This window comes from Streptomyces sp. NPDC050988, from assembly GCF_044456225.1.
Lineage (GTDB): Bacteria > Actinomycetota > Actinomycetes > Streptomycetales > Streptomycetaceae > Streptomyces.
On sequence record NZ_JBITFQ010000032.1, the window covers coordinates 83,878 to 107,939 of the forward strand.

The window sequence follows — 24,062 nt, forward strand, 5'->3', positions numbered from 1 at the left end:
ACCTTCATCGGGCTCAGAGTTCGGACTCAGAGTTCGGACTCAGAGTTCGAACTGGCCGGACGTCTGCTGGATCCTGACGATCACGAACTCGGCGGGCCTGACCGGCGCGATGCCGACCAGGACGTTCACGACGCCGTTCGCGATGTCCTCGTCCGTCGTGGTGTCGTGGTCGCACTTGACGAAGTACGCCTCGCGCGGCGTGCCGCCCTTGAAGGCGCCCTGACGGAACAGCGTGTGCAGGTACGAGGAGGCGCCGAGGCGGATCTGCTGCCACAGGTTCTCGTCGTTGGGCTCGAACACGACCCACTGCAGGCCGCGTTGGAGGCTCTCCTCCACGTGCAGCGCGAGCCGCCGCACGGGTACGTACTTCCACTCGCTGTCGAGCGCGTCGGAGCCCTCAAGGGTGCGCGCGCCCCACACGAGCGGGCCCACCATCGGCATGGTGCGCAGGCAGTTGACGCCGAGCGGGTTGAGCAGGCCGGTCTCGCGGTCGGTGAGGTTGACCGTGAGGGAGTGCACGCCCGCGAGCCGTGCCTCGGTGCCGGCCGGCGCCTTCCACACCCCGCGCTCGGAGTCCGTGCGCGCGTAGACCCCGGCGACGGCGCCGGACGGCGGGAAGGAGCGCAGCCGGCCGGTGAGCGGGTCGGTGAGCTGGAGGTGCGGGAAGTAGAGGCCCGCGTGGTTGCCGCGTACGGCGTCGAAGGCCGCGAGTCCGGCGCGGGCGGTGTCCACGCTGACCCAGGTGCCGGGCGCGTCGACGAGGAGGAAGATCCGCCGCTCCTGGCAGAGCCGCTGGGCCGCCGAGACGACCGTGATGGCGTCCTCGGTGGACTCGTACGCCGCGAGTTCGGGCAGGACGAGCAGGTTGACGTCCGCGACGCCGCGCAGCGCCTGGATGCCGGTCTTGTCGGCCTCGCTGCCGATGAGGTCGCGCGGTCCGGGCGCCTCGCCGTCCTCGCCGCCCTCCAGCGGGAAGACGGGCGGGTTCACGGAGGCCTCAAGGCCCAGGTCGTTGGCGCACTCGCCGACGAAGCGGACGATGTCCTCGGGATCGGTGGAGCCCGCGACGACCTGGAGGCGCTTTCCGAACGCGGTGACCTCGGCGCCCGCGAAGGCGTGCTTGCCCGGCGCGTCGGGCAGCGCCCGCAGCTTGCGTTCGAGCAGCAGCGCCAACTCGGCCACGCTGGACGGGGCTTCGCCGTCGCAGTCGGGGTCGTACAGCGTGAACTCGCGCTCGACCTCGCCGATCTTCACGGTCAAGTCGACGGCCAGGTCCGGGAGTTCATGCCCGAACGGCTTGGAGACGGTGCCGGACGGGTCGGGGCGGCCCTCGCCCACGGCCTCGACGCGGATGAGCCGCGAGCCCGCGTTGATCACGGTCGGCGCGTGCCGGCCGTGCGAGGCGTCCATGGACAGCCCGGTGAAGCTCTCGCGGGCCTGGCCCCTCGCGTCGTACACCCGCAGGTTGAACGTCTCGTCCGGGCAGGGCGTGTCGTAGTCGACGGCGACGCGCAGGCCGTTGCCCCACACGCCGGGTTCCTTGGCGTGCACTTCGAGGACCGCGGACTCGCTGTGGCCCTCGGTGGACTCCAGGGTGACGCGGGCGGCCTTGCCGCTGCCCGCCTTGGCGACGCGGACGATCACGGCGACCGTGCCGCCGTTGCCGAAGAACTGGTGCACGGCGTAACCGACGGCGCTCTGCGAACTCAGGCCGCCGAAGCGACGCTCGAACTCGGTGAAGCTCGTGACGCGCACCGGCTCGTTCAGCGGGCCGCGCCGGGTGTGCCCCACGAAGGCGGTCACCGAGGTGGTGACGGTCGAGATGGTCCGGGCGCTGCTGGGAAGCTCTTCGACGTAGACGCCGGGATACGTCGGCCTGGCAGTGTTCACCGCGCTCATCGGCATTCCCCCTCCTAATCCGTTCTCGGGCACCGGGTGAAAGGCACCAAGAGGCGGCAGAGGGAGACGTCTTGTTTCACGGCGCACGCGGAGGTCTCCGGACACGCGTGTGCGCACCGGACCGCGGCACCGCATCAGCTTTCCCCCGTCAGTGCCCCGGTCGGACGGCCGTCCGGGGTCAAGCAGCACGCTTGTGACTCCTGATGCTCAAGTGCTCAATCCACCGTGCTGTGTCGGCAGTTGCGTATGCAAGGCATGTTCACGCCACGCCTGGAGGAGGTTCGATGAAGAGCACGGCGCACAGCTCGCACACGATGTACTCGTGTCGCGGCAGCTGATTCACGGATCCCCCACAGGCCGTGGTGCAGCAGAATGGGGCGCATGTCCCGACGCACCCCGCAATCCCGCAACCAGCGCCGTTCCGCCCCCGCACACAACCCCTCCTGCCCTTGCGGTCTTGCGGAGACGTACGAAAAGTGCTGTGGCCGATTTCATCGGGGTCAGGGCACGGCCCCCACCGCCGAGGCGCTGATGCGCTCGCGCTACTGCGCATTCGTGAAGCGCGACGAGGCGTACCTGCTGCGGACCTGGCATCCGCGCACCCGCCCGGCCCGCCTCGACCTCGACCCGGGCATGCGCTGGACCGGCCTGGAGATCCTCGCCACCACCGAGGGCACGGCCTTCCACACCACCGGAACGGTGACCTTCCGGGCGTCGTACACCGGCGGCTCACTCCACGAGCGCAGCCGCTTCGAGCGGGTCGATGGGGCATGGGTGTACGTGGACGGAGACATCAGCGAGTAGCGTCCCCAAAGGGGCGCGGGGCTGTGCACATTTGCGGCTCCGCCGCGTGGGCGCGACCAGCCATAGCCCCGAAAGGGGCGCGGGGAACTGCGCGCTCAGCCCCAACGCACCCGCAGCCGAACAACTACCCACCAAGACCCAGAAGTTCAGGCCTCAGGACTCAAAACGTCCAACTCCTGAAGCGCACCCACGACAATCTCCCGCGTCAACTCCTCCGCCCGGACCGCGTCACCCCCACGAATCGCCTCAGCGACCTGAACGTGAAGCGTGACGGCCGCGGGGTCGGGGTCCTCGAACATGACCTGATGGTGAGTACGGCCGGCGAGAACCTCGGCAACCACGTCACCGAGCCGCGCGAACATCTCGTTGCCGGACGCGTTCAGCACTATCCGGTGGAAGGCCACGTCGTGGACGAGGTACCCCTCCAGCTTGTGGCCGCGCGAATTGGCCACCATGCCGAGGGCGCACTCGGTGAGCTCGGCGCACTGCTCGGCGGTGGCGTGCTTGGCGGCGAGCCCCGCGGCGACCGGCTCGACGGCACACCGCAGCACGGTCAGCGAGCGCAGCTGGCGCGGCCGGTCGGCGCCCGCCAGCCGCCACCGGATGACCTGGGGATCGTAGACATTCCACTCGTTCGCGGGACGGACGGTGACGCCGACCCGGCGACGGGACTCGACGAGGTGCATCGACTCCAGGACCCGGACCGCCTCGCGCATCACCGAGCGTGACACCTCGAAACGCTGCGCCAGCTCGTCGGTGCGCAGCACGCTGCCCGGCGGGTACTCACCCGCGGTGATGGCGGGACCGAGGCTCTCCAGTACATGGCCGTGCAGCCCCCGGCCCGGTGTGCTCATGAGGTTCAGCCTACGAGGCTGACGACGGGAACAAAAAGTCAGACTTATACGTCACAGACTCTTGAATTCATCTGACCTATGGGTTTCAGTGTCGTGACGGATGCGGCACCTGACGTACATCCGGCATCGAGATGTCGACACCGGGAAGCCGAATCCGAGTGTCGAAGAAGACAGCGAGGCAGTGATGAACACCCCCCACGTCGTCGTGGTCATGGGAGTGGCGGGCACGGGCAAGACCACCATCGGTCCCCTGCTCGCCCAGCGGCTCGGCGTTCCCTACGCCGAGGGCGACGACTTCCACCCCGAGGCCAACATCGCCAAGATGACGGCCGGGACACCGCTGACCGACGAGGACCGCTGGCCCTGGCTCGACGCCATCGGCGCCTGGGCGCACGGGCGGGCCGGTCTCGGCGGGGTGGTCAGCAGTTCCGCACTGAAGCGCAGCTACCGGGACCGGCTCAGGTCGGCCGCTCCCGGGGTCGTCTTCGTCCACCTCACGGGCGACCGGAAGCTCATCGAGGACCGGATGGCGCACCGCCAGGGCCACTTCATGCCGACGGCACTCCTGGACTCCCAGTTCGCCACCCTCCAGCCGCTCCAGGCGGACGAGACGGGTGTCGCCGTGGATGTCTCGGGCAGCCCCGACGAGATCACCGACCGGGCAATGACCGCGCTGAGCGGCCTCGACGGATAACTCCCGCGGCCGGACGGGCAACACCCACGGACCACCCCCTCCCAATCCCCACAGTCTTCCCCTCCCCCAAGGAAAACCACCGTGACCAGACTCAGCGTCGAGATGCTGGCAGCGGACCCCGTCGAGCCGATCACCTCGGCGGGCCACGCTCAGCTGGGCATCGCCGTACTGGCGGGCATCGCCGTCATCGTCCTGCTCATCACCAAGTTCAAGCTGCACGCCTTCCTCGCCCTGACCATCGGGTCGCTGGCGCTCGGCGCCTTCGCCGGAGCACCGCTCGACAAGGCGATCGCCAGCTTCTCGGCCGGTCTCGGTTCGACCGTGGCCGGTGTGGGCGTCCTGATCGCGCTCGGCGCGATCCTCGGCAAGCTGCTCGCGGACTCCGGCGGCGCCGACCAGATCGTCGACACGATCCTCGCCAAGGCGGGCGGCCGCTCGATGCCGTGGGCGATGGTGCTGATCGCCTCGGTGATCGGACTGCCGCTGTTCTTCGAGGTCGGGATCGTGCTGCTCATCCCGGTCGTCCTGATGGTCGCCAAGCGCGGCAACTACTCGCTGATGCGCATCGGCATCCCGGCGCTCGCGGGTCTGTCCGTGATGCACGGGCTGATCCCGCCGCACCCCGGCCCGCTGGTCGCGATCGACGCGGTCAAGGCGAACCTCGGTGTCACCCTCGCCCTCGGCATCCTGGTCGCCATCCCGACCGTGATCATCGCGGGCCCGGTCTTCTCCAAGTACGCGGCCCGCTGGGTGGACGTCCCAGCGCCGGAAAAGATGATTCCCCAGCGCGCCTCCGAGGACCTGGAGAAGCGCCCCGGCTTCGGCGTCACCATCGCCACCGTGATGCTGCCGGTCGTGCTGATGCTGGCCAAGGCGCTGGTGGACATCGTCATCGACGACCCCGAGAACATGGTGCAGCGCGTCTTCGCCGTGATCGGCTCGCCGCTGATCGCCCTGCTCGCGGCCGTGCTCGTCGCCATCTTCACCCTCGGCCGGGCGGCCGGGTTCACCAAGGACCGGATCTCCTCGACCGTCGAGAAGTCCCTCGGCCCGATCGCGGGCATCCTGCTGATCGTCGGCGCGGGCGGCGGCTTCAAGCAGACGCTGATCGACTCCGGCGTGGGCCAGATGATCCTGGACATATCCAAGGACTGGTCGATACCCGCGCTGCTGCTCGCCTGGCTGATCGCGGTGGCGATCCGGCTCGCGACCGGTTCCGCGACCGTCGCCACCATCTCTGCGGCCGGTCTCGTGGCCCCGCTCGCGGCCGACATGTCGACCGCGCACGCCTCACTGCTCGTGCTGGCCATCGGCGCCGGTTCACTGTTCTTCTCGCACGTGAACGACGCCGGGTTCTGGCTGGTCAAGGAGTACTTCGGCCTCAGCGTCGGCCAGACCATCAAGACCTGGTCGGTCATGGAGACCATCATCTCGGTGGTCGCCGGCGGCCTGGTCCTCCTGCTGTCCCTAGTGATCTAGCGCGAAACCCGGGAGTTGTACGGCGATGACTCACCCTCTTTTCGACATCAGCGGCCGCAGGGCACTGGTCACCGGGTCCAGCCGGGGCATCGGCCTCGCACTGGCCCGGGGCCTCGCCGAGGCCGGTTGCACGGTGGTTCTGAACGGCCGCGACACCGACCGCCTCACCAAGGCCGCCGCGGAACTGCCCGGCGAGATCCACACGGCCGCCTTCGACGTCACCGACGGCCCGTCGGTGGCAGCCGGGATAGCGGACGTCGAGGAGCGGGTGGGCCCGCTGGACATCCTCGTCAACAACGCCGGGATGCAACTGCGGGCCCCGCTCCTGGAGTTCGCCGACGCCGACTGGCACCGCATCCTCAACACCAACCTCACCAGCGCCTTCCTCGTGGGCCGCGAGGCCGCCCGTGGCATGACCGCGCGCGGACACGGCAAGATCGTCAACATCTGCTCCCTGCAGAGCGAGGTGGTACGGCCCGGTATCGCGCCGTACGCCGCCACCAAGGGCGCGCTGAAGATGCTGACCAAGGGCATGTGCGCCGACTGGGGTCCGCAGGGCGTCCAGGTGAACGGCCTGGGCCCCGGCTACATCGAGACCGAACTGACCCAACCCCTCGTCGACGACCCGGAGTTCAGCGCCTGGGTCCGCCGCCGGACCCCGGCCGGCCGCTGGGGCCGTACGGAGGACCTGGTCGGCGGAGTCCTGTTCCTCGCCTCCCCGGCGGCGAACTTCGTCAGCGGACAGATCCTGTACGTCGACGGCGGCATGACCAGCGTTCTCTGAGTTCTCCGAACGTGAGCTCTCGGATACACGGGCTCCGAAAGTCTGAAGTTTCCCCGAAAGGGTGTGTGCTGATGCTCGGTTGCGTGATCCACGGCCAGGACGACCTGCGCGTGGACGAACTCCCGGTCCCCTCCCCCGGCCCCGGCGAGGCCCTCGTCGCCGTGCGGTACGGCGGGGTGTGCGGCTCCGATCTCCACTACTGGCGGCACGGCGGCGTCGGCGACTTCCGCCTCCGCGAGCCGATGGTCCTCGGCCACGAGGTGGTCGGGACGGTACTCCGCTACGGTGACGGCACGTCAGGCCCGGCCCCCGGCACGCCCGTTGCCGTGCACCCGGCCACGCCCTGCGGGGTGTGCCCCGAGTGCTCCGACGGCCGCCGGAACGTGTGCCGCGACACCCGCTACCTCGGCAGCGCGGCCCGCACGCCCCACGTCCAGGGCGGTTTCGCGGCCCAAGTCGTCGTCCCCGCCGAGCAGTTGCGTACGATCCCCGCCGGACTCCCCCTGCGCCGGGCAGCGTTGGCGGAACCGCTCTCCGTCGCACTCCACGCGGTACGACGGGCCGGAGACGTGACCGGCAGGCACGTACTGGTCACCGGTGCCGGCCCCATCGGCTGCCTGGTCGTCGCGGCGGCGAAGGCGGCGGGAGCGGCACGGGTCACGGTCACGGACCTGCTCCCGCGCGCCCTGGAGTACGCGGTGGCGGCGGGCGCGGACGAGGCCCTGCGCGCGGACGACCCGTCCGCTCCTGCCTGGCCCTCCGAGGTGGACGCGGCCATCGAGGCCTCGGGCGTCGCGGCGGGCCTCGACACCTGCCTGCGCCTCGTACGCCGTGGCGGGGTCGTGGTCCAACTCGGCATGCTGCCTCCCGGCCAGTCCCCCTTCGCGGGCAACCTCGTCGTCAGCCGGGAGATCGAACTCCGAGGCGCCTTCCGCTTCGACACGGAGTTCGACGACGCCCTCACGCTCCTGGCCCGAGAGCCCCGCTTCGACCACTTGGTCAGCGCGGTGGTCCCCCTCAGCGAGGCGGAATCGGCCTTCACTTTGGCGGCAGACCGAGCGGAGTCCTGCAAGGTACTGCTGGACTTCGAGGCACCGGCGCCCCGTTAGGGGCGCGAGGCTGCCGGAGGCCTACGGGCGCCAGAGCGGATGCTCCTCCTCCGCCCACTCCTTGCTGACCGACCCCGTCCGGAGCCCTCGCCGGGCCTCCGGACGGGCCATGGCCATCCCAATGTGCCCGGCAAGAACAAGCCCAATGGTCAGAGCGAGCCAGTCATGCACGAACGTCGCACTCGTGCGCCACACGAGCGGCGCGAGATGCGTGAACCACATCAACAACCCGGTCCCGAGCATGACCAGAACGGCCCCGGCGATCCACGCCGCGTACACCTTCTGCCCGGCGTTGAACTTCCCGGCCGGCCGCGACTGAGGCCGGGCATCACGCCGAAGAGCCGCCCGCAGCCACACGCCATCGTGCGCCCCGAACCGGTTGAGCAGCCGCAGATCCTTCCGGAAGGCCCGCGATACGAGCCCGGCCAGGACAGGCACCGGCAACAACAGCCCCGACCACTCGTGCACCCGTACAACCAGCTCGCGCCGCCCGACGAGTTCGGCGAGCTGCGGCAGGTAGAGACAGGCCGCGGTCCCCACGCACACGCCCATCAACACCGCCGTCACCCGGTGCACCCACCGCTCGGCGGGCGAGAACCGCGGCACCCGCACCGAACCGGCAAACCGCTCCCCGGCGTTCGCCGCCCGGTCGGGCGCCCCCGGGGCATCGGTCTCAGGTCGCGTCATCGTCACGTCCGTTCGAGCGGCCCACCCAGGCGTCCACGTCGTATCCCCGGTCCTCCCAGTAGCCGGGCCGGACGTCCGACGTGAGGGTGATCCCGGAGAGCCACTTCGCGGACTTGTAGAAGTACATGGGAGCGACATAGAGACGGACCGGACCACCGTGGGAGTGGTTCAGGTCCTTGTCCTGCATACGCAGAGCCACGAGGACGTCGGCACGGCGGGCCTGGGCCAGGGTCAGGCTCTCCGAGTACGCGCCGTCGAAACATGTGAACCGTACGGCCCCGGCCGAAGAGCGCACCCCCGCGGCGTCCAGCAGCTGGGACAGCCGTACGCCTTCGAAGGGCGTGTCGGGCACTCGCCACCCCGTGACGCACTGGACGTCGCGGACCATCCGGGTCTGCGGCAGGGCACGCAGATCGGCCAGCGTGTACGTGGCGGGGTGGTCGACCAGGCCGTCGATCTTGAGGCGGTAGGTGTCCTCGTTCTTGTGCGGGACGGACGAGGCGACCGAGTAGTAGCGGAAGCCGCCACCGTTGGGGAGCAGACCGGTCAGTCCGGTCGGGTCCTTGTCCGCCGCACCGCCGAGGAAGGACTCCAGACCCCGCTGGAGCGTGGGCGCGGCGGCCACGCCCAAGGCGCCCAGTCCGAGCATCCCGAGCATGAGCCGCCGCCCCACAGGGGTGCCGCTCCCCTCCGGATCCGACGCGGTCGGTTGTTCCGTGTTCACCTATTGATTCGAACACCCCCGGCCCCCGGATGCCAGGGGCCAAGGGTGTCCGTCAGAGTTCCGTAATCACTTCTTACGGCTTTCTCAGAAGTGCGGCACCCATGAGCCGAGTACCGCCGTCCAGCCGCTCACTCGTCGGCCTCGGCCGCCTTCTCCAGCTGGAACGCCTCGTTGCCGAGCCCGATCCTGGCGTGCGCCTCGGGCTTGCGGGCCCGCAGGAACAGGCCCTGGAGGATGCCCGCCACGGCGGCCAGCACGATGATGCCGGGCAGTACCCAGCTCAGCGAGGAGCCGGGGCCCGCGCCCACGAGGACGTCGAAGTCCTTGACCGTGTAGACGGCGATGACGAGCAGCGAGACACCGGCGATCACGGAGGCCACGAGGCGCCAGGCCTGTGCTCCCGCGGCGCCGCGGCGGGCGAAGAACACGACGACGGAGAGCGAGGCGGCGGCCATCAGCAGGATGACGCCGAGGGCGCCGACGTTGCCCATCCAGGTGAAGAGCTGCAGCACAGGCGCGGTCGGGTCGCCGGTCGGCTTGTCGTCGGAGACGGCGAACGCCCCGACGACCACCACGGCGATGACGGTCTGGAGCAGCGATCCGGTGCCGGGCGCGCCGCTCGCTCCCGTGGTCCGGCCGAAGACGGAGGGCAGCAGGCCCTCGCGGCCCATGGCGAAGGCGTACCGCGCGACGACGTTGTGGAAGCTGAGCATCGCCGCGAACATGCCGGTCACGAACAGCACATGGAGCACATCGGTGAACGTCCCGCCGAGCCGTTCGTCGGTGAGGAAGAACAGCAGTCCGGCGCTCTGCTTCTGGGAGGTGCCCACGATCGCGGAGGGCCCAGCGGCGACGGTCAGCGCCCAGGAGCTGATCGCGAAGAAGACGGCGACGAAGCCGATGGCGAGGAACATCACGCGCGGGACCAGGATGTGCGGACGGCTGGTCTCCTCCGCGTACACCGGGGCCTGCTCGAAGCCGAGGAACGCGGCGATGCAGAAGCACAGGGCGGTGCCAAGCCCGGCGCCGGTGAGGGTGTCGGGGTTGAAGGCGTGCAGCGACAGACCCTCCTTGGCGGGGTCGGCGACGGCCGCGATGTCAAAAATAACAACAAGGGCGACCTCGATGACCAGCAGTACGCCGAGCACCCGCGCGTTCACGTCGATCTTCAGCCAGCCGAGCGCGCCCACGACGAGGGCCGCCACCAACGCCGGTATCCACCAGGCGACTTCGACCTCGAGATAGGTGGCGAAGAGGCCGGACACCTCGAAGCCGAAGATGCCGTAGATGCCGATCTGCAGCGCGTTGTACGCGACGAGCGCGACCGCCGCGGCACCCGAGCCGGCGGTGCCGCCGAGGCCTCGGGAGATGTACGCGTAGAAGGCACCGGCGTTGTGGACGTGGCGGCTCATCTCGGCGTACCCGACGCTGAAGAGGACGAGCACGATGCCGAGAAGGACGAAGAGCAGTGGCTGGCCGACGATGCCCATCACCGCGAATGTGGTGGGCATGACACCCGCGACCACCATGAGCGGGGCGGTCGCCGCGAGGACGGAGAGCAGCAGGCCCCCCGTGCCGAGCCGGTCGGAACGCAGTGCGCGGTCCTGGCCCTTGAAGGTGCTGATGCCGCTGTCGGCGGCGGCCTGTCTGCTCGTGCTCGACGCACTTGAGGCTTGCGAACTGCCCGTCGTCATGGCGGGGTTGTCCTTTCGGATGTTCCAGCGTCCAGGGGTGGGTTTGTTCAGACCGTGCCGAGCACGCTGTCGCGTGCGGCACGGAAGGCTTTGTGCGGGTCGTGGTCGGGATACGACCACGGCACCGGGGTCGCGTACGGCCCGATGCGATGGAAGAGGGCGGCGGCCTCGGCGCCCCGGCCCTCGCAGAACTTGGCGTGGGCAAGGAAGTTGAGGTCGATCTGGCTGCGCGGATGGTCGTCGCGCTCCCACTCCAGCCACCAGTCGAAGGCCGCCTTCATCACCTGACGGGCCCGGCGCCCGACCCAGTGTCCCGAGGCCACCGGATCGGCGGGCTCGATTCCGGCGGCTGCCAGGACGCGATAGCGCTCGGCGTGCGCGACGACGGGAAGAATGGCCAACGGCGAGTCGGCGGGGGCCTGTTCGGCCGACCAGGTCGCGAAGTCGTAGACCTCGTGCAGCGGGTCCTGCCCGGCGTCAGGTCTTCGCTCGGCGAGCCGGGCCACCATCAGATGGTGAGCGTGGTGGTGGTCGGCGTACCGGTGCCGCACCTCGTCGAAGAGCTGGACCACGTCCTGCTCGCCGCCGAGCACGCGCTCCAGCATCAGCAGCCCGAGCCAGGGCGTGGGATCGGCGGGCAGCAGTCCGGCCGCGACACGACAGGCCTCGCGCGCCCGGGCGGGCTTGTCCTTGCCATTCAGGGCGCGCTGCACGGTGGCGAGGGCGAGCAGCACGGAGGCGTCGCCCGACTCGGGCTCGGCGACCAGCCAGTCGCGGGCCCAGGCCTGGGTGCTGGACTCCTGCGCGAGGGTGGTGACGCGGTGACCGCGGCGGTCCCAGTCGTCGCCGGTCTCGACGAGCAGTCCGCGTACGGCTGTCCACCGGCCCTGGGCCAACGCGGCGCGGGCGGCGACGAGTTCGGCGTCGTCGAGCGCGGCGTCGAAGGCCTGGGCCGCGCGCTTGCGACCGCGTCCCAGGGGTGGTGGGGGTGGAGACACCGCGGAACTTCCTCACACGACGCGGTAATTCAGTGGGCATTTTGTGCAACCGGTTGACATTTACCGGAGGTTGGATTCTGTCAGGGGCCAATTACGGACAGCCAACCCCCAGCCAACGGTTCACGTCAAGCCCGGACATTGCTTTACACGCGTCAACAACCTGTCGGCGGCCCCCAGTTGATGCCGCCGCAACCCCACCGTCAGCCGACGGCCTTCGCCGCGGCACGCCCAGCCGCACGCCCCGAAAAGAGACATCCGCCGAGGAACGTCCCTTCCAGGGACCGGTATCCGTGCACTCCGCCGCCGCCGAACCCGGCCGCCTCCCCCGCCGCGTACACCCCGGACAGCGGGTCACCGCCCTCGGTGAGCACCTGGGACGAGAGGTCGGTCTCCAGACCGCCGAGCGTCTTGCGGGTCAGAATGTTGAGCCGTACGGCGATGAGCGGCCCGGCCTTGGGGTCGAGGATGCGGTGCGGAGTGGCCGTCCGGATCAGCTTGTCGCCGAGATAGGCGCGGGCCCCGCGAATGGCCGTGACCTGGAGATCCTTGGTGAACGGATTGGCGATCTCCCGATCGCGCGCGGTGATCTCACGCCGCAGCTCGCCCTCGTCGATGAGCGACTCCTTGGTAAGGGCATTCATGCCCCGCACCAGAGCACCAAGATCCTTCTCCACCACGAAATCGACGCCCTTGTCCATGAACGCCTGCACCGGCCCCGGCACATCGGCCCGCGCCCGCTGGAACACGCCCTTGACGGACTTGCCCGTCAGATCGGGGTTCTGCTCGGAACCCGAGAGCGCGAACTCCTTGCCGATGATCTTCTGGTCGAGCACGAACCACGTGTAGTCGTACCCGGTCCTCATGATGTGTTCGAGCGTGCCGAGGGTGTCGAAGCCGGGGAAGAGCGGGACCGGCAGCCGCTTGCCGCGCGCGTCCAGCCACAGCGACGACGGCCCGGGCAAGATGCGGATGCCGTGCTTCTCCCAGATGGGATTCCAGTTCTGGATGCCCTCGGTGTAGTGCCACATGCGGTCGCGATTGATGAGCCGCGCGCCCGCGCCCTCCGCGATGCCGAGCATCTCACCGTCCACATGCGCGGGCACACCGGAGATCATCCGCTCGGGCGGCGCACCCAGCCGCTCGGGCCAGTTGGCCCGCACGAGATCATGGTTCCCGCCGATACCACCGGACGTGACGATCACGGCCTGGGCCCTGAACTCGAAGGCGCCGGCAACAGCGCGCCCACTGGCCTGCCCCCGCAGGATGTCCGACGGCTCCAGAACTTCCCCACTCACGGTGTCGACGGCACCCGCACTCCGCGACAGCCCGGTGACCCGATGCCGGAACTTGAGCTGCACGAGCCCACGGGCAACCCCGGCCCGCACCCGCCGCTCGAAGGGCGCGACAAGACCGGGCCCGGTCCCCCAGGTGATATGGAACCGAGGCACGGAATTGCCATGCCCATTGGCGTCGTATCCGCCCCGCTCGGCCCACCCCACCACGGGAAACCATCGAACGCCCTGCTTGTGCAGCCAGGACCGCTTCTCGCCGGCCGCGAAGTCGACGTACGCCTCGGCCCACTTCCGGGGCCAGTGGTCCTCCGGGCGGTCGAAGCCCGCGGTGCCCATCCAGTCCTGGAGGGCCAGCGCGTGACTGTCCTTGATCCGCATCCGGCGCTGCTCGGGAGAGTCCACGAAGAAAAGCCCGCCGAACGACCAGTGTGCCTGGCCGCCGATCGACTGCTCCGGCTCCTGGTCGAGAAGGATCACCTTGCGCCCCGCGTCGACGAGCTCCGCGGTCGCCGCGAGCCCGGCGAGGCCCGCCCCGATCACGATCACATCTGCGTCGTACGCCATGAGCAGGTCCTCCTCGGCCTTGTTACTGGTCGGTCAGATCCTTGGGCAACGGAGTGACCCAGTCAACTGCCGGGTTCTGCGGACTCGGGCTACAGTCGGTCGATACCCGCACCCCGCCCCGCCACCGTCCGAAATCCCCGAGGTACGCAGCGTGTCGGTCCTGGTTCTCCTCCTCTCCATCGGCGCCGCCTGCTGTCTCGGCTTCGGCTTCGTCCTCCAGCAGAACGCCGCCTCGCACGCGCCGCTGGGCGACTTCCTCTCCCCCCGCCTGCTCCTCGACCTGGTGCGGGTGCCTCGCTGGCTGGGCGGCATCGGGCTGATGGTCGTAGGCATGGTGCTGGGCGCGATCGCCCTCTCGAACGGCGAGATCTCCCTGGTCGAACCACTGCTGGCGACGAACCTGGTATTTGCACTAGTACTCTCCCGCCGCCAGACCCGACAGCCGCTCGGCCGACAGGGCTGGGCCGGACTCCTGCTGCTCGCCGGCGGCGTAACGGCATTTATCGTGGCCGGCCAGCCCCAGGGCGGGGACGCCCGCACGGACCCGTTCCGCCAGTGGCTGATCATCGGCGTGGTACTCGGCCTCGCCCTGCTCCTCACCACCTACGCCAAGCGATCGTTGCTGAGCGCCGGGCCGGTGTTGCTCGGTGTGGCCGCGGGACTCCTCTACGGCGTCCAGGACGCCCTGACCCGCGTGAGCGGCCAACGCTTCTCCGACGGCGGCTGGATCGCACTCGCCACGGGATGGCAGGTCTACGGGGTCGTGGCACTCGGCATCACAGGCCTCGTACTGGTCCAGAGCGCGTTCGAGACGGCACCCCTCCGAATGTCACTGCCCGCACTCACCGCCGCGCAGCCTCTCGCCGGTATCGCCTGCGGGGTGGGCTTCCTCGGGGACCGGCTCCGTACCGACGCGGGCGCTCTGACCTGGGAGGTCCTGGGCCTCGCCGGGATCGTGGTCGGCGTGGTGCTGCTGGGCATGCACCCCGCGATGCCGAGCGGCGCGGCACCCAAGGAACGAGTTCGGGTCCAGGTATGAGTTCGGCCGACGAGATCCTCGACATCGTCGACGAACACGACGAGGTCGTAGGCCAAGCCAGACGCGGAGACGCATACACACAGGGAATGCGCCACCGTTGCGCCTTCATCCAGGTCAAGGACGCTCAAGGCCGCCTCTTCATCCACCGGCGCACACCGACCAAGCTGGTGTTCCCCTCCCTGTACGACATGTTCGTGGGCGGAGTCGTTGGCGCGGGCGAGACGTACGACGAAGCGGCGCTCCGGGAGGCCGAGGAGGAACTCGGCGTCTCCGGGCTCCCCCGCCCCACCTTTCTCTTCAAGTTCCTGTACGACGACGGGGCCGGGAAGTCCTGGTGGTCGGCGGTGTACGAGGTGCTCTGCGAACTGCCGGTGAAGCCCCAGGCCGAAGAGGTCGCCTGGCACGGTTTCCTCCCGGAGGCGGAGGTGCGGCGGTGCTTGACGGAGTGGGAGTGGGTACCGGACGGCATCGCAGCGTATTCGCGGCTGCGGGCTTTGCGGGAACGGGGTTGAGTTTCGTCTCCGGCCGAGTGGGGGCTGGTCGCGCAGTTCCCCGCGCCCCTGGGTGAGAGGGGGCTGGGGCCGGCTCATATCTGCGAGCACACTGTGGCTGAGCGCGCAGTTCCCCGCGCCCCTGGGTGGGAGGGGGCTGAGGGGTTGGTCGTCCGTGGGTTGTGGTCGTGTGCCTGGGCGTCGTCGTTGGGGCGGGGACGTGGCGGGGTATCCGTCCTCGGTCTGGCGCGATTGGGTTGGCTGGCAGGGTGCCCGGTGCGGACACGCCAGCCGCTGCGGGCGGACACCCCGCCACGTCCCCTCGGGCCGTACGGCGGCGGACGGCCGTCCCCCACCGGGCCGCAGACGCAGACGCGCGCGGGGCGGGGCCGTGCCGGTATGTCAACGTTCGCGACGTACAGCTCCCGCTGGAAACGCCCACCATGAAACTCAGGGCAGTATGCCCAGCAGTCGCGAACGTGACATACCGGCGCGGCCCCGCCCCACCCACCGACATCAGGCGCCACCCCGGCCATGGGTAAGGTCCTGCGCGTGATCGAATTCAGGCGGAACATCCGGTTGTGGTTCGCACCTGAGCGGATCAAGGAAGACGGCAGCACACCCGACTACCGCTTCTCGCTGGCGAACGAGCGGACCTTTCTGGCATGGCTGCGGACCTCCCTCGCACTGATCGGCGGCGGCTTCGCCGTGGACCAGTTCCTTCCGGACCTGCGGTGGGCCTGGCGGGCCGGCCTGGCGCTCGGACTCCTCGGCGCCGGGGTGCTGTGCGCCCTGCGGGCAGTGAACCACTGGGTGCGGTGCGAGCAGGCGATGCGAAGAGGCGAGGACCTCCCGGTGTCACGGTTCCCGGCACTGCTGAGCATCGGCGTGGCCGTCGTGGCCCTCGCCATGGTCGTGGTCGTGCTGTTCGGCTGGGAGGGGTGATGGAGCCCCAGGACGACCGGGACCCAGGCCTGCAGCCGGAACGCACACGGCTGGCATGGCGCCGTACGACCCTGGCCGGAACCGTGGCAGCCGTGCTGGCCGTGAAATCGGCACTGCACGACGGCCCGACCACGGCAGGCATCGCGGTGGCCGCGCTCTGCTGCGGACTGTGGCTGAGTTTCCTCGCCGTGGCCCACCGCAGGATCCGCGTACTGGCCGAGGGCGGCGAGCCGACCACGCTCACACCGAGACACGCCGGCACCGCCGTTCTCTGCACGGTCGCACTGGCGGCATGCGCGGTGGCCCTCGTCCTCTGAGACGCCCCGCCCGCTCACCCCTCCGAGGCAGCCAGACAACACGCACACCATTTTGGACAGATATGCGGCTTTTATCTGGCTAGCCTGACCGGCGTCACACTCCGCACCGCCTCCGAAGGTGAGCACCATGACCACCCTCCACCAGGAACACACCGCCCACGAACACACCCACGGCCCGGACTGCGGGCACGCCGAGGTGCCGCACGGCGACCACGTCGACTACGCGCACGACGGGCACCTGCACCGGCAGCACTCGGGACACTGGGACGAGTGCGAGCCGGGCGGGCACGTAGCCCACGAGGCACACAGCCACGAGCACGGCAAGGACTGCGGACACCCGGCCGTGACGCACGGCGACCACGTCGACTACGTTCATGACGGTCATCGCCACGCCCGGCACGACGGGCACTGGGACGACCACTAGGCGACCGCCGGGCACGAAAGAAGGAACCCCCCGAGTCGCAACCGACGGCTCGGGGGGTTCTTCGCGACCGAGACGCCAATCACGTTTCGCCCCCGCACTGGACTGCATACCGACCGGTCGGCATCATATGTGGGAGCCCCGATTTCCGGCGTACGGAGGAAACACGATGAGTTCAGACCACCCGCCAGGTCTCGATCTCGACCGGCTGCGCGGCCTGCTCGACAGCGAGCTGCCCGGACTGGTCGACGGCCCGTTGTCCGGCCGGCTGATCGAGGGCGGACGGTCGAACCTCACGTACGCGGTGACGGACGGCACCTCGAAGTGGGTGGTACGCCGCCCCCCGCTGGGCCATGTCCTGGCGACGGCACACGACATGAAGCGCGAGCACCGGGTGATCAGCGCACTGCACCCGACAGCCGTACCCGTACCACGCACACGCCTGCTGTGCGAAGACGTGGAGGTGCTCGGCGCACCGTTCTACGTCATGGACTTCGTGGAGGGCACGCCCTACCGGACCGCCGAACAACTGGCCCCGCTCGGCCCGGAGCGCACGCGCGGCGCGGTACTCGGCCTGGTGGACACGCTGGTCGAGCTGCACGCGGTGGACCCTGCCGAGGTGGGCCTGGCCGACTTCGGCCGCCCCGAGGGCTTCCTCGACAGGCAACTGCGCCGCTGGGGCAAGCAGTTGGACGCCTCCCGCAACCGCGACCTGACCGGCATCGACGAACTGCACGCCGCCCTGGGCCGCGAGCTGCCCAACTCCCCCACGCCCACGGTCGTGCACGGCGATTACCGCCTCGACAACGTGCTGATCGGTGAGGACGACGAGATCAAGGCGATTCTCGACTGGGAGATGTCCACGCTGGGCGATCCGCTGACCGATCTGGGGCTGCTGGTGATGTACAGCATCCCGCTCGGGATGCCCGACTCGCCGGTCTCCACGACGGCCAGGGCAGCCGGGCATCCGGAGCCGGCCGAGCTGATCGAGCGGTACGCCGCGCGCTCGGGGCGCGACGTGTCCGCCGTCGCCTGGTACACGGCGTTCGCGTGGTTCAAGCTCGCCGTGATCCTGGAGGGCATCCACTACCGCTACACACTCGGCCAGACCGTCGGCGCGGGCTTCGACCGCATCGGCGAGCTGGTCCCCGTCTTCATCGAGCACGGCCTGACCACTCTTCAGGAAGGCTGACCGGCCATGGACTTCGCATTCGACGCACGCACCGAGGAGCTGCGCGCCAAGCTTCTCGCCTTCATGGACGAGTACGTCTATCCGGCGGAGGCCGTCGCCCAGGAGCAGCGCGAGCAGCTCGCCTCGCCGTGGGACACCCCGGCAGTGGTGGAGGAGTTGAAGGCGGAGGCCCGCCGCCAGGGCCTGTGGAACCTCTTCCTCCCGGACTCCGAGCACGGGGCAGGGCTGACGAACCTCCAGTACGCTCCGCTCGCCGAAATCACCGGCCGTTCCCCGCAGTTGGCGCCGACCGCGCTGAACTGCGCGGCGCCGGACACCGGCAACATGGAGGTGCTCGCGCAGTTCGGCGACGATCAGCAGAAGAAGCAGTGGCTGGAGCCGCTGCTCGCCGGTGAGATCCGTTCGGCGTTCGCGATGACGGAGCCCGAGGTGGCCTCGTCCGACGCCACGAACATCACCACGCTGATCGAGCGGGACGGTGACGAGTATGTGATCAGCGGGCGCAAGTGGTACATCTCCGGGGCGATGAACCCCGACTGCAAGATCTTCATCGTGATGGGCAAGACGGATCCGGACGGGTCGGACATCCGCCGCCAGCAGTCGATGGTGCTGGTGCCGCGGGACACCCCGGGCGTCGAGATCAGGCGTGCCATGCAGGTCTACGGCTACGAGGACCACTCCCACGGCGGTCACGCCGAGGTGGTCTTCCACGGTGCACGGGTTCCGGCCTCGAACCTCATCGGTGAGGAGGGCGGCGGCTTCGCGATCGCGCAGGCGCGGCTGGGTCCGGGCCGTATCCACCACTGCATGCGGCTGATCGGCATGGCCGAGCGGGCGATCGAGCTGATGTGCCGGCGGGCGGTGTCGCGTACGGCGTTCGGCAAGTCGCTGGCCCAGCAGGGGGTCGTGCACAACTGGATCGCGGATGCGCGGGTGGCGGTCGAGCAGCTGCGTCTGCTCGTGCTCAAGACGGCCTGGATGATGGACACGGTCGGCAACAAGGGGGCTCACACCGAGATCCAGGCGATCAAGATCGCGACGCCTCGTACGGTGGTCGACATCATCGACAAGGCGGTCCAGTTGCACGGCGCGGGTGGGGTCAGCCAGGACTTCCCGCTCGCCGAACTCTGGGCCGGCGCGCGCACCTTGAAACTGGCCGACGGTCCGGACGAGGTCCATCAGCGGTCGCTGGCGCGCCGGGAACTGAAGCGATACGTCTGACCCTCGAGCGGCGGGGACAAGGCCTTCCTCGCCCCCGCCGCCCCTACCCATTCCCGTCCCTTGCTTGGGGGCTCCGCCCCCAAACCCCCGCTCCTCAAACGCCGGAGAGGCTAGATTTTCCGCAGCCCGGGCCGACACCTTCAGCCCGTCCGGCGTTTGAGGACGAGCGCGTCAGCGCGATGCGGGGGTCTGGGGGCGGCAGCCCCCAGGGACGGGACGGGTAAGGGCGGCGGGGGCGAAAAAAGGTCCGCCAAGCCACCCCCGCCCTACGGCCGCAGCGCCCGCAGCAGCAAGTCCGCCAAGTGGTCGGCGACCTCTGTCGGGGTCATCGGGCCCTCCGGGCTGTACCACGTGGACAGGTGGTGCACGGACCCGAAGTGATAGTCGACAACAAGATCCGCCGGAGTCGCCTTCGAGAAGACCCCGGCCTCCTGCCCCTCCTCGATCAGCGCGCGAAACCGCTCGTGGTACCGCCTCCGCTCGGCCCGTACCTGCTTGTTCTTCTCGGGACTCAGGTGGTGCATGGAGCGAAAGAAGATCGCCGCGTCGTCGAGGTTGTCGATCGTCGTGACGACGACATCGGCGGCGGCCCCCCGCAACCGCTCCTCGACAGGCGCGTCCGCGTCGGCGAAGGCGTCGAGCCGTTCCTGCTGAACCCGCAGCACACGCGCGTACACCTCGTGGAGCAGGTCGTCCTTGGAGCCGAAGTAGTGGTACAGCGCCCCCTTGGTGACACCGGCCGCCTCGACGATCTCCTGGACCGAGGTGCGGTCGTAGCCGCGCTCGGCGAAGAGCCGGGTGGCGGCCGCCAACAGCCGCCGCGGGACGGGCGTGCCGTCCCCGTCCGTCGTCCTGGGCACTGCCGCCACCTGCCTTCCAGTGTTCTGTGTGGAGTTCTGTTTCCGTGGTCCGCCGGCCGTCACCGGCCACCGGACGGCGGTCTACCGACCACCCTGCGACCGTGAACGCAGCTCCCGACGGAGGATCTTCCCACTTGCCGTCTTCGGCAAGTCGGGCAGGATCTCGACCTGGCGCGGGTATTTGTAGGCAGCCAGTCTCTCCTTGCAGTACGCGGCGAGTGCGGCGGGGTCCTCTTCGGCGCCCGGACGCAGGCTGATGTACGCCTTGACGGTCTCGCCGCGGTATCCGTCGGGCACCCCGACGACGGCCGCCTCGCGGACCGAAGGGTGGGTGTAGAGGACGTCCTCGACCTCCCGCGGCCACACCTTGAAGCCGGACGCGTTGATCATGTCCTTCTTGCGGTCGACGACGTAGAGCCAGCCGTCCGCGTCCATGAAGCCGATGTCGCCGGTGCGCAGTTCGCCGTCGGGGAAGGTCTCCGCGGTGGCCTCGGGCCGGCGCCAGTAGCCGGGCACGACCTGCGGACCGCGTACGAGGATCTCGCCCTGTTCCCCGAAGGGGACCTCCGCGCCCTGGTCGTCGACGATCCTCACCACCGTGTCGGGCCCCGGCAGACCTACGGCCAGCGTCCCTGAGACCGGGTCGACGGGGGCCTCGCGACCGGGCGGCACCGAGGCGCACGGCGCGGTGCACTCGGTGAGTCCGTACCCGTTGCGGATGTACGGCCCGAAGCCCGCCCGGAACTTCTCGACGAGCGCGGGCGGCACGGGCGCGCCGCCGGAGGAGATGTTGACGAAGGAGGAGAAGTGGTCCGGTGTGACGGACGGGTGGGCGGCCAGGGCCATGAAGGCGGTCGAGGGACCGACGGTGTAGTGGGGCCGGTGCTCGGCGAACGCGTCGAGGACGACACCCGACTCGAAGCGGTACGCGAGGACGAGCGTGCCCACGCTGTTGAGGCACGCGGCGAACTGGCAGACCATCCCGGTGATGTGGAACAGCGGTGCCATCGCGAAGTACACGGGTGCCTCGGGCAGGGCGAGGCCCGTCCGCTGCCGCTCGGCGTTGTACATGATGTTGCCGTGGGTGTTGGTGGCTCCCTTGGGGGCGCCGCTGGTACCCGAGGTGTAGCTGATCAGCGCCACGTCCGAGGGGCCGGGGTCGCGGCCCTCGGGGGCCTTGTGCCCGGCCCGCGCGACGGTCAGCAGGTCGTCGGCGTCCGGGGCCTTCGGCAGTCGCTCGAAGTTCAGCACTCGTGCGTCGTCCCGCGACTGGAGATCCAGTTCGCAGCCGGTGAGCACGACGCGTACGGGCGAGTCGGCGGCCGTCTCGCGCAGATACGACTCCCAGGCCCGGTCGGAGCAGATCAGCGCGGTGACCTCGCCGTCCCGCAGGACGTGGGTGACCTCGCCCGACTTGTACATCGGGTTGACGGGCAGGACGGTCGCGCCGGCCTTCCAGGCGCCGAGGACGGCGAGGACGAAGAGCGGGGAGTTCTGCAGCAGGACGGCGACCCGGTCGCCGCGCTCCAGGCCGCGGGCGGTGAGGTGGCCGGCGACGGAGTCGCTCAGCTCGTCGACCTCGCGGTAGCCGAGGCGCCCGTCGAAGTACGTGAGGAAGGTGCGGTCGGGGGCCTCGGCGACGGCCCGGCGCAGGGCGTGCACGGGTGAGTCGGCGGGGCTGACGGGTCCGCGCTGGGCGTCGTTCAGGAGCGCGAGCCACGGCTGGGCCGCGTACAGGGAGGTGGTCACCGGCCGTCCGCCTCCCACTTCTGCTGGATGTGGTTCATGTTCGTCAGCCAGCGGTCGGGGTCGGTGGCCCGCGCCCGGTAGTAGTCGGCGACCTCGGGGTGCGGCAGGATCAGGAAGCGGTCCTCCTCGATCCCGGCGAAGAGGGCGTCGGCGACGTCCTCGGGCTCGATGGCGGTCGGCACGAGGACGAGATCCCCGGCGCTGCCGGTGCTCGCGAGCATGTCGGTGCGGACACCCTGCGGACAGATCGCGTGGACCTTCACTCCGCGGTGGCGGTACGTGAGGGAGAGCCACTCGGCGAAGGCGTACGCACCGTGTTTGGTGACGCTGTACGGGGCCGCGCCGACCATGGTGAGCAGCCCGGCCGCCGAGACGGTGGAGACGAAACGGCCGCTGCCGCGCTCCAGCCAGCCGGGGATCAGCTGGTTGGCCGCACGGACGTGGGCCATCACGTTGACGTCCCAGGCGAGCTCCCAGACCTGTTCGGGAGCCGCCTCCGAGCCTCCGGAGCCGAGCCCGGCGTTGGCACAGTAGACGTCGACCGTGCCGCCGAGGGCGTCCTGGGCCTCGGCCACGATCGCGGAGGCGTCCCCCGGAACGGCGATCGCCCCGATCTCCGCGGCAACGGCCTTCGCCTTCCCGGCATCCAGATCATTGACGACGACCCGGGCCCCTTCGGCAGCGAACCGCCGCGCCAACGCGGCCCCGATGCCCCCTCCAGCTCCGGTGACAACCACTCCGGCACCCTGCACGGCTTCCACCATCGGTCTCCTTCGACACGACGAGATGAGGCTCTGCTCGACCATCAGACTAACCGGTCGGTATGCGCCCCGTAAGGGGCGCGGGGAACTGCGCGACAAGCCACAATGCACCCGCAGCTTACGAACGACCGGCGGAGCCCTTAGCGTGCTCCTGCCAGCCTTCCGCGTCAGCAACGGAGGTCACCACATGCGCCGCCTGTCCAGACGGAGTCTCCTCGCCGCCACAACCGCCGCGGCGGCGTTCTCGGCAAACCCGCCCACCACAGCCGCTGCCGCCCAGGAACCACGGGAACAAAGGGGCGCCCGCCACCTGCGAACCGGCTTCGAACGCCTGGCCGCGGACGGCTACGCCCTCCTCGAAGGCGAACGCGTCGGCGTCGTCACCAACCCGACCGGCATCACCAGGGACGTCCGCCACATCGTCGACGTCATGCACGCGGACGACCGGGTGAACCTGGTGGCCGTCTTCGGCCCCGAACACGGCTTCCGGGGCACCGCCCAGGCCGGCGGCTCCGAGGGCCGCTACGACGACCCGGCGACCGGCCTCCCGGTCTACGACACCTACCTGAAGAGCGGACAGCCGCTGGCCGACATCTTCACGGCCTCCGGCGTGGACACCGTCGTCTTCGACATCCAGGACGCGGGCGCCCGCTTCTACACGTACATCTGGACGCTGTACGACTGCATGGAGGCGGCCCGGCTCGCCGGGAAGCGTTTCGTGGTGCTCGACCGGCCGAACCCGGTAACCGGCCGGAACGCCCAGGGCCCCGTGCTGCACAAGGAGTTCGCGACCTTCGTGGGCCGGGAGCCGATCTCGCAGGCGCACGGGATGACGGTGGCGGAGCTGGCGCGGCTGTTCAACAAGGAGTTCCTCGCGGCGCCGGTGCCACTGGACACCGTGCTGATGTCGGGCTGGAAGCGGTCGGACTTCTATGACGCCTCAGGTCTCCCCTGGGTGCCGCCGAGCCCCAACATGCCGACGCCGGACACCGCGCTCGTGTACTCGGGGACGTGTCTCTTCGAGGGGACGAACCTGTCGGAGGGGCGCGGAACGACCAGGCCTTTCGAGCTGCTCGGCGCGGAGGGCATCGACCGGCGGTGGGCCGCAGAGGCAGAGCAACTGGGGCTGCCGGGTGTGCACTTCAGGGAGGCGTACTTCGCGCCCACCTTCTCGAAGTTCCAGGGCAAGACCGTCGGGGGCGTACAGATCCATGTCCACGACCGGGCCGCGTACGACCCCGTACGCACCGGGATCGCGCTGCTGGTGACCGCCAAGAAGGTGTGGAGCGGCTTCGCCTGGCGCCCCGACAACTGGATCGACAAGCTGACGGGGTCCACGCGGGTCCGCACGATGATCGACGCGGGCGCGGGTGCCGACGAGGTCGTGGCGGCGTGGCAGGGCGAGCTGGCGGCCTTCCGTCGGATGCGCGGGAAGTACCTCCTCTATCGCTGAGACATGAGTTCGGGCCGGTCGGACCGCACCT

Annotated in this window: 23 protein-coding genes; 13 read left to right on the forward strand and 10 right to left on the reverse strand. The window is 69.7% G+C overall.

The window, feature by feature from the left end; all coding sequences use genetic code 11:
* Positions 1-39: 39 nt before the first annotated feature.
* On the reverse strand, positions 40-1,905 hold the full coding sequence (locus ACIBEI_RS40855) for a phage tail sheath family protein (protein WP_398895818.1): 1,866 nt from the start codon (positions 1,903-1,905) through the stop codon (positions 40-42).
* 375 nt (positions 1,906-2,280) lie between these two features.
* Here ACIBEI_RS40855 and ACIBEI_RS40860 point away from each other — a divergent pair, with 375 nt between their 5' ends.
* Positions 2,281-2,703, forward strand: a complete 423-nt coding sequence (locus ACIBEI_RS40860) for a YchJ family protein (RefSeq protein ID WP_398895819.1) — start codon at positions 2,281-2,283, stop codon at positions 2,701-2,703.
* Between the two features lie 146 nt (positions 2,704-2,849).
* Here ACIBEI_RS40860 and ACIBEI_RS40865 read toward each other — a convergent pair whose 3' ends face one another.
* Complete coding sequence (locus ACIBEI_RS40865; protein ID WP_398895821.1) at positions 2,850-3,557, reverse strand: FadR/GntR family transcriptional regulator; 708 nt, start codon at positions 3,555-3,557, stop codon at positions 2,850-2,852.
* A 184-nt stretch (positions 3,558-3,741) separates the two neighbouring features.
* On the opposite strand from ACIBEI_RS40865, the gene ACIBEI_RS40870 reads away from it, so the two are divergent.
* From ACIBEI_RS40870 to ACIBEI_RS40885, 4 genes are all read left to right on the forward strand, one after another.
* Positions 3,742-4,251: a gluconokinase gene (locus tag ACIBEI_RS40870; protein WP_398895822.1), complete on the forward strand. Its 510-nt coding sequence runs from the start codon at positions 3,742-3,744 to the stop codon at positions 4,249-4,251.
* A gap of 81 nt (positions 4,252-4,332) precedes the next feature.
* Positions 4,333-5,730: a gluconate:H+ symporter gene (locus tag ACIBEI_RS40875; RefSeq protein WP_398895823.1), complete on the forward strand. Its 1,398-nt coding sequence runs from the start codon at positions 4,333-4,335 to the stop codon at positions 5,728-5,730.
* Between the two features lie 25 nt (positions 5,731-5,755).
* Positions 5,756-6,514 (forward strand): SDR family oxidoreductase, encoded by a 759-nt coding sequence (locus ACIBEI_RS40880; protein WP_398895824.1) that lies wholly within the window; start codon positions 5,756-5,758, stop codon positions 6,512-6,514.
* A 71-nt stretch (positions 6,515-6,585) separates the two neighbouring features.
* Complete coding sequence (locus ACIBEI_RS40885) at positions 6,586-7,623, forward strand: L-idonate 5-dehydrogenase (protein ID WP_398895825.1); 1,038 nt, start codon at positions 6,586-6,588, stop codon at positions 7,621-7,623.
* A gap of 21 nt (positions 7,624-7,644) precedes the next feature.
* Here the strand turns inward: ACIBEI_RS40885 and ACIBEI_RS40890 are convergent, their stop codons facing one another.
* From ACIBEI_RS40890 to ACIBEI_RS40910, 5 genes are all read right to left on the reverse strand, one after another.
* A complete protein-coding gene (locus tag ACIBEI_RS40890; RefSeq protein WP_398895826.1) occupies positions 7,645-8,310 on the reverse strand; it encodes a cytochrome b/b6 domain-containing protein in 666 nt (221 codons plus the stop codon).
* Positions 8,297-9,034 (reverse strand): molybdopterin-dependent oxidoreductase, encoded by a 738-nt coding sequence (locus ACIBEI_RS40895; protein ID WP_398895828.1) that lies wholly within the window; start codon positions 9,032-9,034, stop codon positions 8,297-8,299. The genes ACIBEI_RS40890 and ACIBEI_RS40895 overlap by 14 nt, the downstream gene beginning before the upstream one ends.
* A 128-nt stretch (positions 9,035-9,162) precedes the next feature.
* Positions 9,163-10,728, reverse strand: a complete 1,566-nt coding sequence (locus ACIBEI_RS40900) for an APC family permease (RefSeq protein ID WP_398895829.1) — start codon at positions 10,726-10,728, stop codon at positions 9,163-9,165.
* Positions 10,729-10,775: 47 nt separating this feature from the next.
* The gene (locus ACIBEI_RS40905) at positions 10,776-11,726 is read right to left on the reverse strand and encodes a hypothetical protein (RefSeq protein ID WP_398895830.1); all 951 of its coding nucleotides are present in this window, start codon (positions 11,724-11,726) and stop codon (positions 10,776-10,778) included.
* A 200-nt stretch (positions 11,727-11,926) separates the two neighbouring features.
* Complete coding sequence (locus ACIBEI_RS40910; RefSeq protein WP_398895831.1) at positions 11,927-13,582, reverse strand: FAD-binding dehydrogenase; 1,656 nt, start codon at positions 13,580-13,582, stop codon at positions 11,927-11,929.
* Positions 13,583-13,733: 151 nt separating this feature from the next.
* On the opposite strand from ACIBEI_RS40910, the gene ACIBEI_RS40915 reads away from it, so the two are divergent.
* The 7 genes from ACIBEI_RS40915 (at position 13,734) to ACIBEI_RS40945 (ending at position 19,208) form a co-directional block, all read left to right on the forward strand.
* The gene (locus ACIBEI_RS40915) at positions 13,734-14,621 is read left to right on the forward strand and encodes a DMT family transporter (RefSeq protein ID WP_398895832.1); all 888 of its coding nucleotides are present in this window, start codon (positions 13,734-13,736) and stop codon (positions 14,619-14,621) included.
* Positions 14,618-15,133, forward strand: coding sequence for an NUDIX hydrolase (locus ACIBEI_RS40920; protein ID WP_398895834.1), 516 nt, complete (start codon positions 14,618-14,620; stop codon positions 15,131-15,133). The genes ACIBEI_RS40915 and ACIBEI_RS40920 overlap by 4 nt, the downstream gene beginning before the upstream one ends.
* A 531-nt stretch (positions 15,134-15,664) precedes the next feature.
* Entirely contained in the window at positions 15,665-16,057 is a 393-nt protein-coding gene (locus tag ACIBEI_RS40925; RefSeq protein WP_398895835.1) for a YidH family protein, read from the forward strand.
* Positions 16,057-16,374, forward strand: coding sequence for a DUF202 domain-containing protein (locus tag ACIBEI_RS40930; protein WP_398895837.1), 318 nt, complete (start codon positions 16,057-16,059; stop codon positions 16,372-16,374). The genes ACIBEI_RS40925 and ACIBEI_RS40930 overlap by 1 nt, the downstream gene beginning before the upstream one ends.
* A gap of 127 nt (positions 16,375-16,501) precedes the next feature.
* Complete coding sequence (locus ACIBEI_RS40935; RefSeq protein ID WP_398895839.1) at positions 16,502-16,798, forward strand: hypothetical protein; 297 nt, start codon at positions 16,502-16,504, stop codon at positions 16,796-16,798.
* Positions 16,799-16,964: 166 nt separating this feature from the next.
* Complete coding sequence (locus ACIBEI_RS40940) at positions 16,965-17,987, forward strand: phosphotransferase family protein (protein ID WP_398895841.1); 1,023 nt, start codon at positions 16,965-16,967, stop codon at positions 17,985-17,987.
* A 6-nt stretch (positions 17,988-17,993) separates the two neighbouring features.
* Entirely contained in the window at positions 17,994-19,208 is a 1,215-nt protein-coding gene (locus ACIBEI_RS40945) for an acyl-CoA dehydrogenase family protein (RefSeq protein WP_398895843.1), read from the forward strand.
* Between the two features lie 266 nt (positions 19,209-19,474).
* Here ACIBEI_RS40945 and ACIBEI_RS40950 read toward each other — a convergent pair whose 3' ends face one another.
* The 3 genes from ACIBEI_RS40950 to ACIBEI_RS40960 all read right to left on the reverse strand — a co-directional run bounded on the left by ACIBEI_RS40950 (position 19,475) and on the right by ACIBEI_RS40960 (position 22,581).
* Positions 19,475-20,068 (reverse strand): TetR/AcrR family transcriptional regulator, encoded by a 594-nt coding sequence (locus ACIBEI_RS40950; RefSeq protein WP_307526229.1) that lies wholly within the window; start codon positions 20,066-20,068, stop codon positions 19,475-19,477.
* 81 nt (positions 20,069-20,149) lie between these two features.
* Positions 20,150-21,817, reverse strand: a complete 1,668-nt coding sequence (locus ACIBEI_RS40955) for a class I adenylate-forming enzyme family protein (RefSeq protein ID WP_398895845.1) — start codon at positions 21,815-21,817, stop codon at positions 20,150-20,152.
* Complete coding sequence (locus ACIBEI_RS40960; protein ID WP_398895846.1) at positions 21,814-22,581, reverse strand: SDR family oxidoreductase; 768 nt, start codon at positions 22,579-22,581, stop codon at positions 21,814-21,816. The genes ACIBEI_RS40955 and ACIBEI_RS40960 overlap by 4 nt, the downstream gene beginning before the upstream one ends.
* Before the next feature lie 184 nt (positions 22,582-22,765).
* Between ACIBEI_RS40960 and ACIBEI_RS40965 the strand changes: the two genes are divergently transcribed.
* On the forward strand, positions 22,766-24,031 hold the full coding sequence (locus ACIBEI_RS40965; protein ID WP_398895848.1) for an exo-beta-N-acetylmuramidase NamZ domain-containing protein: 1,266 nt from the start codon (positions 22,766-22,768) through the stop codon (positions 24,029-24,031).
* Positions 24,032-24,062 lie beyond the last annotated feature (31 nt).

Excerpts from the sequence above, each read along its gene's own strand:
- ACIBEI_RS40930 (WP_398895837.1), top strand. The coding sequence starts at position 16,057 with ATGGAGCCCCAGGACGACCGGGACCCAGGCCTGCAGCCGGAACGCACA.
- ACIBEI_RS40935 (WP_398895839.1), top strand. The coding sequence starts at position 16,502 with ATGACCACCCTCCACCAGGAACACACCGCCCACGAACACACCCACGGC.
- ACIBEI_RS40960 (WP_398895846.1), bottom strand. The coding sequence starts at position 22,581 with ATGGTGGAAGCCGTGCAGGGTGCCGGAGTGGTTGTCACCGGAGCTGGA.
- ACIBEI_RS40860 (WP_398895819.1), top strand. The coding sequence starts at position 2,281 with ATGTCCCGACGCACCCCGCAATCCCGCAACCAGCGCCGTTCCGCCCCC.
- ACIBEI_RS40900 (WP_398895829.1), bottom strand. The coding sequence starts at position 10,728 with ATGACGACGGGCAGTTCGCAAGCCTCAAGTGCGTCGAGCACGAGCAGA.
- ACIBEI_RS40865 (WP_398895821.1), bottom strand. The coding sequence starts at position 3,557 with ATGAGCACACCGGGCCGGGGGCTGCACGGCCATGTACTGGAGAGCCTC.
- ACIBEI_RS40945 (WP_398895843.1), top strand. The coding sequence starts at position 17,994 with ATGGACTTCGCATTCGACGCACGCACCGAGGAGCTGCGCGCCAAGCTT.
- ACIBEI_RS40940 (WP_398895841.1), top strand. The coding sequence starts at position 16,965 with ATGAGTTCAGACCACCCGCCAGGTCTCGATCTCGACCGGCTGCGCGGC.
- ACIBEI_RS40910 (WP_398895831.1), bottom strand. The coding sequence starts at position 13,582 with ATGGCGTACGACGCAGATGTGATCGTGATCGGGGCGGGCCTCGCCGGG.
- ACIBEI_RS40885 (WP_398895825.1), top strand. The coding sequence starts at position 6,586 with ATGCTCGGTTGCGTGATCCACGGCCAGGACGACCTGCGCGTGGACGAA.
- ACIBEI_RS40890 (WP_398895826.1), bottom strand. The coding sequence starts at position 8,310 with ATGACGCGACCTGAGACCGATGCCCCGGGGGCGCCCGACCGGGCGGCG.
- ACIBEI_RS40855 (WP_398895818.1), bottom strand. The coding sequence starts at position 1,905 with ATGCCGATGAGCGCGGTGAACACTGCCAGGCCGACGTATCCCGGCGTC.
- ACIBEI_RS40965 (WP_398895848.1), top strand. The coding sequence starts at position 22,766 with ATGCGCCGCCTGTCCAGACGGAGTCTCCTCGCCGCCACAACCGCCGCG.
- ACIBEI_RS40880 (WP_398895824.1), top strand. The coding sequence starts at position 5,756 with ATGACTCACCCTCTTTTCGACATCAGCGGCCGCAGGGCACTGGTCACC.
- ACIBEI_RS40920 (WP_398895834.1), top strand. The coding sequence starts at position 14,618 with ATGAGTTCGGCCGACGAGATCCTCGACATCGTCGACGAACACGACGAG.
- ACIBEI_RS40870 (WP_398895822.1), top strand. The coding sequence starts at position 3,742 with ATGAACACCCCCCACGTCGTCGTGGTCATGGGAGTGGCGGGCACGGGC.